Origin of the sequence: Shewanella benthica KT99, assembly GCF_000172075.1 — a bacterium.
Lineage (GTDB): Bacteria > Pseudomonadota > Gammaproteobacteria > Enterobacterales > Shewanellaceae > Shewanella > Shewanella benthica_A.
On sequence record NZ_ABIC01000046.1, the window covers coordinates 1 to 13,145 of the forward strand.

A 13,145-nucleotide genomic window follows, 5' to 3' on the forward strand; every position below is an offset into this window, starting at 1 on the left:
AGCACCAACTCTACTTGGGGTTACTGGTTCAGGTAAAACATTTACTATTGCCAATGTTATCAAACAGATAGGTAGGCCTACGATCATTATGGCCCCGAACAAAACGTTGGCGGCGCAGCTGTACGGAGAGATGAAAGAATTTTTCCCGCACAATGCTGTAGAATATTTTGTCTCTTACTATGATTATTATCAACCCGAGGCCTACGTCCCCTCCACCAACACCTTCATAGAGAAAGATGCGTCGGTGAATGCACATATCGAACAGATGCGTCTTTCTGCAACGAAAGCGCTCCTAGAGCGAAAGGATGTGGTCTTAATCGCTTCGGTATCTGCTATTTATGGTCTAGGTGACCCCAAATCTTATTTGAAGATGTTGTTACATCTTAGGCAGGGTGACTTCATGGGGCAAAGGGATATTCTCTTGCGTCTCAGCGAACTCCAATACACACGTAACGACATTTCGTTAGAACGTGGTACTTTTCGAGTCCGGGGGGAAGTGATTGATATATTTCCGGCAGATTCTGATAAGCATGCGATACGTGTAGAGCTTTTTGATGACGAGATTGAGCGGTTAAGCATGTTCGATCCTCTCACTGGCCGTATCATAAAGCGTATCGCCAGAATATCTGTGTACCCCAAGAGCCATTATGTGACTCCCAGAGAAAAAATTGTAGCCGCTACAGAAGAGATAAAAAAGGAGCTCATAGAGCGCAAGCAGCAATTACTGGACAATAATAAATTAGTAGAAGCCCAGCGAATATCTGAGCGAGTTCAATACGACCTGGAAATGATGGTGGAATTAGGTTATTGCTCAGGTATAGAAAACTATTCACGCTACCTATCCGGCAGAGCCACCGGAAAGGGACCGCCGACATTGCTGGACTATTTACCCGATGATGGCTTGCTGATCATCGATGAATCTCATGTCACAGTGCCTCAAATTGGTGCCATGTATAAAGGTGACCGCTCCAGAAAGTTAAATCTGGTGGAATATGGTTTCCGCCTACCTTCTGCGCTCGATAACCGTCCGCTTAAGTTTGAAGAGTTTGAAGATTTGATGCCTCAAACGATTTTTGTTTCCGCGACTCCGAGTCAATATGAGATCGATAAGTGCGATGGAGAGATTGCCGAGCAAGTGGTTAGACCTACTGGCTTACTGGATCCTGAAGTCGAAGTCAGACCCGTGGGGACTCAGATCGATGATCTGCTTTCTCAGATAGGCAAAAGGATTAAGGTCAATGAGCGGGTGTTGGTCACGACACTCACAAAACGCATGTCGGAAGACTTAAGTGAATATCTAGACGAACATGGCATCAAGGTCAGGTATCTGCACTCAGATATAGATACGGTTGAAAGAGTAGAGATTATTCGAGATCTTCGTTTGGGCGTCTTCGATGTCCTGGTTGGCATTAACTTACTGCGTGAAGGCTTGGATATGCCGGAAGTCTCCCTGGTGTGTATTCTCGATGCTGATAAAGAGGGCTTCTTACGTTCCGAACGTTCGTTAATTCAGACTATGGGCCGCGCTGCCCGAAATATTAATGGCAAGGTCATATTGTATGCAGACCGCATCACTAAATCCATGGCGGCAGCCATGGGGGAAACGGATCGGCGGCGTAAAATGCAGCATCAATATAATCTCGATAACGGTATAACGCCTACAGGAGTCGTGAAAAAAATTACCGATGTGATGGATGTGGGCGAGAGAGACAAGGGGATATTAGGGGATTACAGCAGTCTTAATGTTGCAGAAAATAGGGCTAAGTATGTCGTCCAGGATGCGGCAAGTATAAGCCATCAAATCGATGCGCTTGAGAAGCAGATGCATGAACATGCGAAGAACTTAGAGTTTGAACAAGCCGCGGCGGTCAGGGATCAGGTGCTGAAGCTCAGAGATGCCTTTATTAAAGCTTAATAATAGAGATGACATGGTTAAGCTTGATGTAGAGATGGCATGGTTAAAGCTTGATAATAGAACTTAGCATTAAGCAGCAATACTCTGACCGGTATTGCTGCTTTCTTTTGCTACACATTCAATGCTCAAAGCTATCAACAGGCTTGTCTACCCTGTGTCTGCACCTAGCCTTCGCAAAGCGCTGATAGCGTAAAGTATGAAGAAGATGATTATGCCGCTGATAACGCCAACCAGATGTGCCTCTGTCGCGACTCTTGCACCTATCATCTCAGTGACCTCCTGACTGGCACCATAAACCTGCTCATAAGCAACTTTGATGATGACACCAAACAACAATAGGTAACCTGACTTTAATCCTGTGGTAATGTCTTTTATCGCGCCATAGGTAAACAATCCATGCAGCATGCCACTCAGGCCTACATATCCGATCAACCCTGGATAAAATAGGTATAGACCTATGCCTTGAAGTAGACAACAGAGTCCGAAGAGCGAAGTGAACAGCAATAAACGATAATGGCTGTGGTGGAGCAGCACTATGACCCAGAGGCCCACCAGATTCATGAGTAAATGCCAGATATTGGTATGAAGCAAGTTGCCGCTCAGTAGTCGCCAATACTCGCCGTCACCTATCTCTACTCTTCTATAAGCGAGGGAGTCAGCCAAGTTTAACCAATAGAGCCCTATGCATAGGATAGTGATCAGAGTGAGTAGGCAATAACTCGAAGATAACCACTGCCTGATTTTTGTGGGGGCGATAAGCGTCATGGTTTCGGCGCTATTTTTGCGGCTAAATCTAACTGTACTTGCGCCTTGTTATTCAAGTAATCATCTAATCCTGTTTGTCTTAATAAGCAAGCCGGACAGGTGCCACAGCCTGATCCTATGATATCGTTATAACAGGTCAAGGTCTCATCTCGGACTAAGTCCAGGCTATTATACTTATCGGCAAGTGCCCAGGTTTCGGCCTTATTTAGCCACATCAAAGGAGTAACAAGTTCAAGCTGTCGGTCCATTCCCTGAACGAGCGCCGATGCCATCGCCTTGACAAAATCATCACGACAATCGGGATAGCCTGAATAGTCCGTTTCACATACGCCGGTTATCACAGCCTCCGCACCCAGTTGATAGGCAAAAATTCCGGCTAAAGTGAGAAACAAGATATTACGACCCGGCACAAAAGTATTGGGTAAACCATTGTCCATGAGCGTGTTCGAGACGGCGATATCGTCTCGGGTTAATGCCGAGATGGCTAGCTCGTTTAACATGGTTACATCCAGAACTTTATGACTCGCTAAATCAAGACGTTTACCCAGTTCCTTAGCGACTTCAATTTCCTGACTATGACGTTGTCCATAATCGAAGGTGATACCGTGGACTTCATCATATTGCTCGAGTGCTTGGATTAAACAGGTTGTTGAATCTTGTCCACCACTAAAAACGATGACTGCTTTTGACATAATGATCACTCAAGTAGTTAAATTGTCATCATTTTAACTGACAGACCCTCACTTGTATAATATCACTTGTACGAATATCGGCTTTTTACTCGCTTTTGAGTGATGTTAAAACTTGCCTGCAAACAAAAAATACACTATAAATGCCGGCCATCCTTGTAGAGGTAGATCATGAAGTATCCAGTGAATGAAGTTTTTGAGACCATCCAGGGGGAAGGTGTTTTTACCGGCGTAGCTGCCATCTTTGTCAGGCTTCAGGGTTGCCCGGTTGGGTGTTCATGGTGTGATACTAAACATACATGGGATGTTCTTGAGAAAAATCGAGTCGCCCCTGAATTGGTGATCCAGGTTGATGGAGTGATAGGTCGCTGGTCGGAATTGACTGCTGAAGAACTGATTAACTTTTTTATACGCAAAGGGTTCAATGCTAAGCATGTTGTGATCACGGGCGGAGAGCCATGCATCCACGATCTGACAGAATTAACATCACAATTAAACCGCCAAGGTTATGGGACTCAAATTGAGACCAGTGGTACATTCGAGGTGACCTGTTCAGATAAGACTTGGGTCACAGTGTCCCCTAAGGTGAATATGAAAGCGGGCATGACTGTATTGACTCAGGCACTCGAGCGAGCCGATGAGATTAAGCATCCGGTAGCCAGGTCCAAACATATTGATGATTTGGATGAACTGCTCGAGGGGATCGAAGTCGAGGGTAAAATAATCTGCCTGCAACCCATTAGTCAGAAACCTCGTGCCACAGAGCTGGCAATGAAAATCTGTATCGAGCGTAACTGGCGTTTATCGATACAGACGCATAAATACCTCAATATAGATTAATACCGCCATAGCCCTACAGCCGAGTGAGCTAATTCATTCGGCTAAAGGGAAAATGAGTTAAGCTAGCTTGCCTGTCATATCAAAATTCTTGAGCTTTTTGTCAAACTCGCTGTGATCACCTATGTTTTCCTTAATCCATTCAGGGTTGTAGTAAGTGTCCAGGTAACGTTCGCCTGAATCACATAATAGAGTGACTAGTGAGCCTGTTTCGCCCTTAGCATGCATCCTGGATGCTATCTGTAATACCCCATAAAGGTTGGTTCCGGTCGATGCTCCGGCTTTACGGCCGATCAGCTTCTCTAACCAGTAGATGGTTGCCACTGACGCTGTGTCAGGTATCTTCTCCATATGATCGATAACCCCAGGTATGAAAGAAGGCTCGACGCGGGGTCTGCCTATGCCTTCAATCTTACTGCCGTTGACCGATGTGATCGAGTTGTCGCCGTTGGTGTAGTATTCATAGAAAACCGAGTTGTCAGGATCGACTACACACAGTTGCGTATCGAGTTGTTGATAACGGATATAACGCCCGATCGTCGCCGATGTGCCACCAGTACCTGGACTCATCACAATCCACTTGGGTATAGGGTGGGGCTCCTTGTTCATCTGCTCAAAGATAGAATTAGCAATATTGTTATTGCCTCGCCAATCCGTCGCCCGTTCAGCATAGGTAAATTGATCCATGTAATGGCCCTTCAATTCACTGGCTAAACGTTCTGATTCTGCGTAGATCTCATTGGAATGATCGACAAAATGACATCGGCCACCATAGAATTCGATTTGTTGCACTTTTTTCTTCGCGGTGGTGCGAGGCATTACTGCGATAAAGGGTAAGCCCAATAGACGGGCAAAATAGGCTTCAGATATCGCCGTGCTGCCCGATGAGGATTCTATGACTGTGGTCCCTTCGCTGATCCAACCATTACATAATGCATAAAGGAAGAGTGAACGAGCCAGTCTATGCTTCAAGCTTCCTGTTGGATGGGTGCTTTCATCTTTCAGGTAGATATCGATACCTGTCAGTATCGGGAGATCTAACTTAATTAAATGTGTGTCAGCACTACGCTGATAATCAGCGTCTATGATTGCGATTGCCTGATTTATCCAAGAAGATGCCATGCTGCCTCTGATTGTTGAAGGTGAATATAACGGAATGCAGTCGATGATAACTAAATTGAATAAATCGTGAAAGTTGAATCTTATACCATTCCATATAAGTATCTAGTCAGTTCAGAGACTCTCAGTTTTTTCAATTCAAGGCACATTGATGAGGAAATGGTTATTCCCTTTTAAGTCAATGTAACGCAGAAGTGGAAACACTGAGAGCCTCACGCAGTGCGGCTGATGTTTAAAGTAAAGGGCAAAGCCCTTTATGCTACGTTGAATGTTTTCGATATACGACTGCATGGTCTATTTTGTTCCATACAAAATAAGACATTTCCCTGACCCATAGGGATATGGGAAATGTCTTGAAAGCGTATGGAACGCTTAAGACCATGGAGGTCAGATGCAGGAGGTACGAGCCCATGGACGGGTGAAGGTAGAATAATGCAGGAGCAATTATCGAGAGCAACGCAGGAGCTTGTTGCCGAGAATAACTATTAGCTTCAAACATCCGCAAGCCACATGGATGTGGTGAATGTCTATATTGCACGACTATAGGGATATAGGAGGTAGAGTAACGCAGGAGCAGTTACCGAGGAGCAAATATAGACCTTGCCTACAGTGCTTTGAACTCCCGCTGAATGATCAGATACTTACTCGGAATGGTATTAGGCTGTAGACGATAGACGTAGGTAGATATGGGCTATAAGTGGGGAAATATACCAATGGAGCTGAGATAACCAAGGGGGATGTACAGGTGAGATAGGCGGTTTATAAGAGAAGTGGTGGAGGGAGAAGGATTCGAACCTTCGAAGGCTGAGCCGTCAGATTTACAGTCTGATCCCTTTGGCCACTCGGGAACCCCTCCACATTGTTCTCTTCTGACTGAATATCATTCTACGGCGAGCCATCACTGCAGGAAAAAATCAGCTTTTACACGTTTAAACTCACTGAATAAAGATGGTGGAGGGAGAAGGATTCGAACCTTCGAAGGCTGAGCCGTCAGATTTACAGTCTGATCCCTTTGGCCACTCGGGAACCCCTCCGGATATCTTTATTTCTTTAGTGCAAATGGTGGAGGGAGAAGGATTCGAACCTTCGAAGGCTGAGCCGTCAGATTTACAGTCTGATCCCTTTGGCCACTCGGGAACCCCTCCTCAATTGCGGCGGCAATAGTAGTCACAAACTACAAGCGTGTAAAGCCTCTATTTGAAAAAAAGCTAAAGTTCTGCTTTAAGCGGTCGATTAACTATCAACGAATTGATTTGGTGATGTTTTTTTATGCGATCTGGTTCAGTATTAGTAAATGAGTCACAATTAGGCACTAGGCTTAATCATGCGATAGATAATGGTCGTCGGGGAGAATTTGCTCTTTTATTGGCCCTGTTATCTACCGATGTTCGTGATATGGCTCAATTTCAAACTGAACAGCTGGGTAAAGACAGTGATGATCTACTGCGAACAAAGTTTGATATCGCAAAACCTCAGCAGTTAATTGCCGATCTGTCAGTGGTTAGCTCGCCGGTAGAACATAGTCGTGTATTTAGAGAGGGCGGTGCTCGCGCCTTTCAATTGGCCCAAGCTATCCAAGCCGAAGCTATGGTTACCCGAGGAAATGAACCCGTGGAGATGCAAGAGGTGCTGACAAATTGTGATCTCTTAACACGAGACAAATTCATCAGGTCAAAATCGAATGACTTGGATCTGGACTATGGCTATTCAACAGGTCTCGAATCCCCTCATTTTGTTGATATTCTTTCTCAGCAAAGACAGATGAGTCGAATCATTGCAACCTGTTAGCCTGCGTTTTTATTGTTGAAGTTTGAGGTATCTGACAATGCCTCAATGACATTGGCGTATAATGTTAAATTATGTTTATTTACGAGAAAAATGTTCCATGAAGAATATTCAGAATGCACAATCTAGGCTAGTTAACGATACCTGTAATGATTGTGGTAGTTATGCCGATATTGGCGCGGTGATCGATGAACACGATAGGCAATTGGTCGTCAACTTTAGCGGGGCAGAGGCCCAGAGTGAATCAGAGTTATTACGAGATAAAGTTCAAGCCAGGTTTGATAATGTCAGCGTCGAATTAATCAGTGTAGAGTCAGGCATTAGCCTAACGATTGATTTTGCTTTTAGTGCAGAAAAAATGATTTTTCAATTAGAAAATTCGATTTAGCATTACCCCCTTATTGCTCAAATGTAATATTGTGTGTAGGCTAAATCGAAAATAGTAATACCAACAATAGTTTCAATAAGTTTTAATACATTAATCATCATTATATGTAGCTTTGAGTGGGCAATCTTGCTTACTTTTTAGGGATATTCGTGAAGATGCGTGAGTATCAAGATTTATTAGAGTGCATCGTTAACTCTACAGAAAAACAAGCAGGTGATTTTCAGAAAACGGCTGAGTTGGCGACAGAATTATTGTGTCAGCAGCTTGCTGTCACCTATGTGGGTGTCTGTATGCTCTCTTGTCAAGAGGACCAAATTAGCTCGATTGCTAATTATGGCCCCTTGCTGCCTGCTATTTATTCACGTCCCACCCCCTCAGATTGTCCCGATTATATTACTGAACTCAAAAACAAGTGTTTGCTAGATGTAAGCGATGTGGATCAGGATCTTAGAGTCACAGAGATTGCTGATGTCTATTTCAAGCCTAAAGGCATCATGTCTTCCCTGGATGTCGCCATAAGAATTAACGGTCACCTCGAAGGTATCTTGTATCTTGAAAGAACATTTGCGGCCTCTTGGACCGATAGTGAAATTCATATTGCGACACATGTGGCCGATCAACTCGCGCTGACTCTGGCGACGCACAACGCTTATGAGAAAGATGAGAGACTCACCTTGCTGCTCAGTGCCGATGAAGAATCAGAGCAGATGAGTATGTTGATTAACTTGAAAACAGATTTAGTCGAATATGTAAACCAAGCTCATGAGTTTATCTCGGGTATCCCTAAACATCAAATCATAGGGCAGTCATTTAAACGACTCAATTTTTTTAAACAAAACCCGGAACAGGCTAATTTTGTCTTAGAAAAGGTGTCAATGGGCTCAGTGGCTAAGGGAGAGAGTCTCATTGTACGAGAAGATGGCAGGCAATACTGGCTTAGGTATTCAATTAAACAGTTTATTACCGAACGAGGTAATCATTACGCTCTGGTTAAAGCTGATGATATCTCAGAAGAAAAGCAGTATCAGGCTAAATTAGAGCATTTAGCCTGGCGTTGTGGTTTGACTGGGCTGTATAACCGCAGTTATTTCAATAAAGAGTTAGAGCACTGTCAATCGGGGCAACTGATCCTTATTGACCTCTGTGGTTTCAAACGTTTCAATGATACCTATGGTCATAAAAGTGGTGATGCATTACTGATCGAAATGGCCCGACGCCTGAAGCATTTCGCTCATGTCAATAAAACCGAACAACTTGCTAGGGTTGGCAGTGATGAGTTTGCGATTATTCTTCCCATGCTGAATCAAATGGATATGGACTACATTATCGCCAGATTATACAGTCAGCTGATTCTGCCTGTCATCATAGGCCGTGAACAGATCCAACCTAAACCGGCTTTGGCTATTGTAGATATTGAGTCTGTCGGGGACAGTTTCGTTCCCTTAGCCTGTGCCGATATCGCGCTGCAATACGCGAAGAAAAAACAGACTGATAAGGTTCAAGTGTTTAATAATGCCTTACTCAACAGTTTCAAAGAAGACACACAGATAGAGCGTGATCTGAAAACTGCACTGAGAGGCAGAGAGTTCGAGCTTTACTATCAACCCATTAAAGACCTTAAGAGTAAAAAATATATTGGTGCCGAGGCCTTGATTCGTTGGCACCACCCTAAGAAGGGAGTGCTGTATCCGGGGGCTTTTATTCATATTGCCGAGCAAACCGGCTTGATAAATGCCATTGGAGCTTGGGTGTTGGAAGCCGCGTGCAGGCAACTTAATTTGTGGCAACATCATCAAGTAAATATCTCTATGCATGTGAATGTGTCTGCTCGGCAGTTCTTCAGCGATAATCTTTTCAAACAGGTGTGGAACTTGATGTCGCGTTATCGACTTCAACCCGGCTCGCTGATTTTGGAGATCACAGAGACAGAACTGATGGAAGACATAGATTATGCGACTAAGCTATGTATTGAGCTCTCTGAACTCGGTGTAGGCTTGGCTATCGATGACTTTGGTACCGGTTACAGTTCGATGCGTTATCTAAAACAGTTTCCCATCAGTAAGCTTAAAATTGACCGTTCGTTTATTTCAGATCTGACCGTAAGCAAAGAGAGTCGTGAGATTGTCAGTGCCATCATAGCGATGGCTTCGGCGCTGAATATATCCATAACAGCTGAGGGAGTAGAGACTAAGGAGCAAGAAGACTTCTTATCGGAACATAGATGTCATCAGGCTCAAGGGTTTCTTTACAGTCCTGCCTTGAGAGAGTCCGATTTTAATCAGTTTTTATTTAAATCTAATCCAGGGATGGTTCATTAAAAGACCAGCTCATCTATCTGTTGTTTAAGTGTTGTGCTTGAAACATCAAAGTTGACGCTTATAGGCAACACTGCTTAAATTTCTTACCACTACCACAAAGGCAAGCTTGGTTACGTTTAGGGAAAATGGCGTCGAACTGCTCTCCCTGAGTATAAAGCCAGTCTCCTTCGATACACTGGAACTCTGAGCGCTCGTGAATCGCATCTATACCTGTTTCATCTTTATACCAAGCTTGAAATTCAACTTGTCCTTGTAAGTCAGTGATTGATGAGGAGATAATTTGCAGTGTTAACCAGTGAATTTCCGGGCTTTGGGCTAGTGTGCTGGCTGTGAGGCCATGTAAGTATTCGGGATGATGAGTCGCTATTAAATAGTCATACAGCTTCATGACGAACGCCGTGTAGCGGCTGCGCATCAATTGCTCAGGACTGGCTGCCTTTAGGGCGTTAGCATGCAATGGTCCACAGCAAGTGTCATATAAAAGCGGGCTGTGTTGGGTGTTCATACCACAAGGGCAGGCAATGTTAGTCTTGTTCGACATGGAGCTCGGCAGTTAGTGGTGAAAATTGACGGCCATAATACAGTTCCGGGGAGGGTTTTGCATTGTAGTAAAATGGCGTTTCTGAACGGTTGTTGGTGTCGACGGTCAGATACCATTTTCCATCGGCATTCTTTCTGGATACATTGACGAATTTCCCCGCAAACTCACTGATAGGTTCTTCGGCATCTTCAGCGGGGTGAAATCGGATCAGGTAGTAGCCTACATCTGTCGCGTTATTGGTTTCTATTTGACGCTTTACTACTCTAAAGTCGACTTCGATACGGGCTTGTTTGTGTTTAATCTTACCAAAAAACGTCTTATAAACCGCTATGATGTTGTCACGGCCCATGGTAACGCCCTTACTTTGATTTTCAGGGACATAGCAGGCATCTTCAGCATAGATATTTTCAACTATTCCTGCATCTAGTTGATTAAATGCCAGTGCAAACTGGGTATATAATTGATTAATGGCTTTATTGTCTTCTGACTGCGCTATCGCCGGCTGTATCATGTACAGCAAAGAGAATAGACCCACTAAGATCACTTTTATTAATGACATAAATGTTTCAAATCCACCATTACTGATGTCACTATAATAGATGACCTTGAACATCTAAAGTTTTAGTTCTTAACAAAGTGTGTCGAGTGGAGGCGAGCGTGGGTTTCTATTGGAAAAAGGGCGCTGTATTAAAGCGCCCTAAATCGTTTATGTCATTAAGTTAAATGATTATCGTTTTTAATTCCTATTGGCTTAATAGCATCACCATCCACATTGGCGGTGAGCCTGAGTGTTTTGCTCATTTAACCACACTTGTAACGGGGCAAAGTAATCGAGCACGGCACTGGCATCCATCTCTGAGCTACCGGTAACCACTTCTAAGGCCTCCGGCCATGGGCGGCTTAGTCCCATCTCCAGCATGGTATTGAGTTTGCTGCCAGCGGCTTTATTGCCATAAATGCTGCATCTGTGTACCGGACCTGTATCACCAGCTGTCTCACACAGCGACTTGTGGAATTGGAACTGTAAAATGTGAGCCAGGAAATAACGTGTATAAGGCACATTGCCCGGTACATGGTATTTAGCGCCAGGATCGAAGTCGTCTTCACTTCTCTCGATGGGAGCCTTGACTCCTTGATACTTCTCTCTGAGATCCCACCAGGCTTGATTGTACTGCTCCGGTGTTATTTCGCCGCTGAACACTTTCCAGCGCCACTGATCGATCATCAAGCCAAATGGCATAAAGGCGACTTTATCTAATGCTTGCTTGAGTAACAGGCCGATATCCTTGGACGCATCCGGGACTTCATCGAGTAGACCTATTTGTTGCAGATAACTCGGAGTGATAGATAACGCAATCGTGTCACCAATCGCCTCATGAAAACCGTCATTTGCACTATTTTTGAAGATAAATGGCTGATTTTTATAGGCACGTTGATAATAGTTGTGACCTAGCTCATGATGGATAACGGTAAAATCTTCCGCTGTTTTCTGAATGCACATTTTTATGCGTATATCATCCAGGTTATCCAGATCCCAAGCAGATGCATGACACACCACATCACGATCTTTTGGTTGGACGAATAATGAGCGCTCCCAGAATGAATCGGGTAGCGGATCGAAACCCAGTGAACTGAAGAAGCTTTCGGCTTGTTTAACCATCTTGATTTCATCATAGCCATGCTCGGCAAGCAGCTGAGTGACATCATAGCCAGGATCTGCATCCTGAGGCGAGACTTTATCGTAGACATTGCCCCAACTTTGCGCCCACATATTACCCAGCAGGTGAGCCGGAATAGGTCCATTGGCCGGTACGACGTCATCGCCATAGGCTTTATTGAGCTCGCCACGGACATAACAGTGCAATGAATCATAGAGGGGTTTAATTTGGCCCCATAGCCTGTCTAATTCATTGGAGAACTCATCGGGCTTCATGTCATATTGGCTGCGCCATAATACCGATAAATTTTCGTAGCCAAGATCTTTGGCACCTTCATTGGCTAATTCCACCTCACGCTCAAATAGAGGACGCATGGGCTTAGCGATTTCACGCCAACCTTTCCATACTTCGAGCAATAATTTTGGGTCGCTGGACTCTGCCATGATGGCTGACAGTTCGGGTTGAGTTAAACAGCGGCCGTCATCGAAACAATATTTTCCCTTGCCGTATAATCCATTGAGTTGTGAACTTATCCTGGCGAGTTCGGCATTTTTTGCCGGATCGAGTGGGGCGGGAAGGATCAATGAGCGGCGTAATATATTGAGTTTACGCAGACTGGCATCATCCAGTGCTAAATTGCTATACTGAGCGGCTTGAGTCGCTAGCCTGACTGAGGTAGCGGTGAGTTTTTCAGCCGCAGACGCTGACAGGGCCGCCGTATCGTCGGTAATGAAGTTACTATAAATCCATTCGGCGCGATTAATCTCGACTGACAGCTCACTCAATATCTGCTCAGATTGTTTTAGAAATTGCTCAACCTCTTCTGTTGTAGATAAATCTGCGTGATTTCCATCATTTTGAGAGGAATTACAGGCGGATATTCCCAGTGAAAGCGCAATAACCAGCGAAAGACGGGAAAACTGTGGCTTAGAAAGTGACATTAATTCAGTTCCTTTGTTGTTTTTGTGTTGAGTATTTTAACCAAAAACCAACGATTTAAAAGTAGAAGGGAGAAAAAGAACAGGAATTGAGTGTAAATCTAGCTGTAGCCTGCAATTGACCAATAATTTTGTTTGACAAAATGTGAACCAATGTTTAATTTAAACGAGTGTTTAAAATAGAGTTAAGGT

At 44.2% G+C, this 13,145-nt stretch carries 11 protein-coding genes and 3 tRNA genes; 5 read left to right on the forward strand and 9 right to left on the reverse strand.

Features of this window, described 5'->3' with window-relative positions:
- On the forward strand, positions 1-1,915 hold a 1,915-nt coding region (uvrB, locus tag KT99_RS16540), incomplete at its 5' end, for an excinuclease ABC subunit UvrB (RefSeq protein ID WP_005502288.1).
- A gap of 147 nt (positions 1,916-2,062) precedes the next feature.
- Here uvrB and rrtA read toward each other — a convergent pair.
- Both rrtA and queC read right to left on the reverse strand, forming a co-directional pair.
- Positions 2,063-2,680: a rhombosortase gene (rrtA, locus tag KT99_RS16545; RefSeq protein ID WP_005502289.1), complete on the reverse strand. Its 618-nt coding sequence runs from the start codon at positions 2,678-2,680 to the stop codon at positions 2,063-2,065.
- A complete protein-coding gene (gene queC / locus KT99_RS16550) occupies positions 2,677-3,372 on the reverse strand; it encodes a 7-cyano-7-deazaguanine synthase QueC (RefSeq protein ID WP_005502291.1) in 696 nt (231 codons plus the stop codon). Before queC ends, rrtA begins: the two co-directional genes overlap by 4 nt.
- Positions 3,373-3,540: 168 nt before the next feature.
- Here queC and queE point away from each other — a divergent pair, with 168 nt between their 5' ends.
- Positions 3,541-4,209 (forward strand): 7-carboxy-7-deazaguanine synthase QueE, encoded by a 669-nt coding sequence (gene queE / locus KT99_RS16555; RefSeq protein ID WP_005502292.1) that lies wholly within the window; start codon positions 3,541-3,543, stop codon positions 4,207-4,209.
- A gap of 57 nt (positions 4,210-4,266) precedes the next feature.
- On the opposite strand, the gene KT99_RS16560 is transcribed toward queE, so the two are convergent.
- From KT99_RS16560 to KT99_RS16575, 4 genes are all read right to left on the reverse strand, one after another.
- On the reverse strand, positions 4,267-5,328 hold the full coding sequence (locus KT99_RS16560) for a PLP-dependent cysteine synthase family protein (protein WP_005502293.1): 1,062 nt from the start codon (positions 5,326-5,328) through the stop codon (positions 4,267-4,269).
- A 768-nt stretch (positions 5,329-6,096) separates the two neighbouring features.
- A tRNA-Tyr gene (locus tag KT99_RS16565) sits at positions 6,097-6,181 on the reverse strand.
- 93 nt (positions 6,182-6,274) lie between these two features.
- Positions 6,275-6,359: transfer RNA gene (locus KT99_RS16570), tRNA-Tyr, on the reverse strand.
- Between the two features lie 26 nt (positions 6,360-6,385).
- A tRNA-Tyr gene (locus KT99_RS16575) sits at positions 6,386-6,470 on the reverse strand.
- A gap of 124 nt (positions 6,471-6,594) precedes the next feature.
- On the opposite strand from KT99_RS16575, the gene KT99_RS16580 reads away from it, so the two are divergent.
- The 3 genes from KT99_RS16580 (at position 6,595) to KT99_RS16590 (ending at position 9,816) form a co-directional block, all read left to right on the forward strand.
- Positions 6,595-7,113 carry a VC2046/SO_2500 family protein gene (locus KT99_RS16580; RefSeq protein WP_005502295.1) on the forward strand — a complete coding sequence of 173 codons (519 nt, stop codon included), beginning with the start codon at positions 6,595-6,597 and terminating at the stop codon, positions 7,111-7,113.
- 97 nt (positions 7,114-7,210) lie between these two features.
- Complete coding sequence (locus KT99_RS16585; RefSeq protein WP_040572131.1) at positions 7,211-7,498, forward strand: DUF406 family protein; 288 nt, start codon at positions 7,211-7,213, stop codon at positions 7,496-7,498.
- A gap of 149 nt (positions 7,499-7,647) precedes the next feature.
- Complete coding sequence (locus KT99_RS16590; protein WP_040572128.1) at positions 7,648-9,816, forward strand: sensor domain-containing phosphodiesterase; 2,169 nt, start codon at positions 7,648-7,650, stop codon at positions 9,814-9,816.
- 58 nt (positions 9,817-9,874) lie between these two features.
- Here the strand turns inward: KT99_RS16590 and KT99_RS16595 are convergent, their stop codons facing one another.
- The 3 genes from KT99_RS16595 to KT99_RS16605 form a co-directional block, all read right to left on the reverse strand.
- Complete coding sequence (locus KT99_RS16595) at positions 9,875-10,357, reverse strand: YchJ family protein (protein WP_005502302.1); 483 nt, start codon at positions 10,355-10,357, stop codon at positions 9,875-9,877.
- A complete protein-coding gene (locus tag KT99_RS16600) occupies positions 10,341-10,916 on the reverse strand; it encodes a YybH family protein (protein WP_040572132.1) in 576 nt (191 codons plus the stop codon). Before KT99_RS16600 ends, KT99_RS16595 begins: the two co-directional genes overlap by 17 nt.
- 201 nt (positions 10,917-11,117) lie before the next feature.
- Positions 11,118-12,956: a M2 family metallopeptidase gene (locus KT99_RS16605; RefSeq protein ID WP_005502304.1), complete on the reverse strand. Its 1,839-nt coding sequence runs from the start codon at positions 12,954-12,956 to the stop codon at positions 11,118-11,120.
- Positions 12,957-13,145 lie beyond the last annotated feature (189 nt).

Excerpts from the sequence above, each read along its gene's own strand:
- KT99_RS16595 (WP_005502302.1), bottom strand. The coding sequence starts at position 10,357 with ATGTCGAACAAGACTAACATTGCCTGCCCTTGTGGTATGAACACCCAA.
- queE (WP_005502292.1), top strand. The coding sequence starts at position 3,541 with ATGAAGTATCCAGTGAATGAAGTTTTTGAGACCATCCAGGGGGAAGGT.
- queC (WP_005502291.1), bottom strand. The coding sequence starts at position 3,372 with ATGTCAAAAGCAGTCATCGTTTTTAGTGGTGGACAAGATTCAACAACC.
- KT99_RS16585 (WP_040572131.1), top strand. The coding sequence starts at position 7,211 with ATGAAGAATATTCAGAATGCACAATCTAGGCTAGTTAACGATACCTGT.
- rrtA (WP_005502289.1), bottom strand. The coding sequence starts at position 2,680 with ATGACGCTTATCGCCCCCACAAAAATCAGGCAGTGGTTATCTTCGAGT.
- KT99_RS16605 (WP_005502304.1), bottom strand. The coding sequence starts at position 12,956 with ATGTCACTTTCTAAGCCACAGTTTTCCCGTCTTTCGCTGGTTATTGCG.
- KT99_RS16560 (WP_005502293.1), bottom strand. The coding sequence starts at position 5,328 with ATGGCATCTTCTTGGATAAATCAGGCAATCGCAATCATAGACGCTGAT.
- KT99_RS16600 (WP_040572132.1), bottom strand. The coding sequence starts at position 10,916 with ATGTCATTAATAAAAGTGATCTTAGTGGGTCTATTCTCTTTGCTGTAC.
- KT99_RS16580 (WP_005502295.1), top strand. The coding sequence starts at position 6,595 with ATGCGATCTGGTTCAGTATTAGTAAATGAGTCACAATTAGGCACTAGG.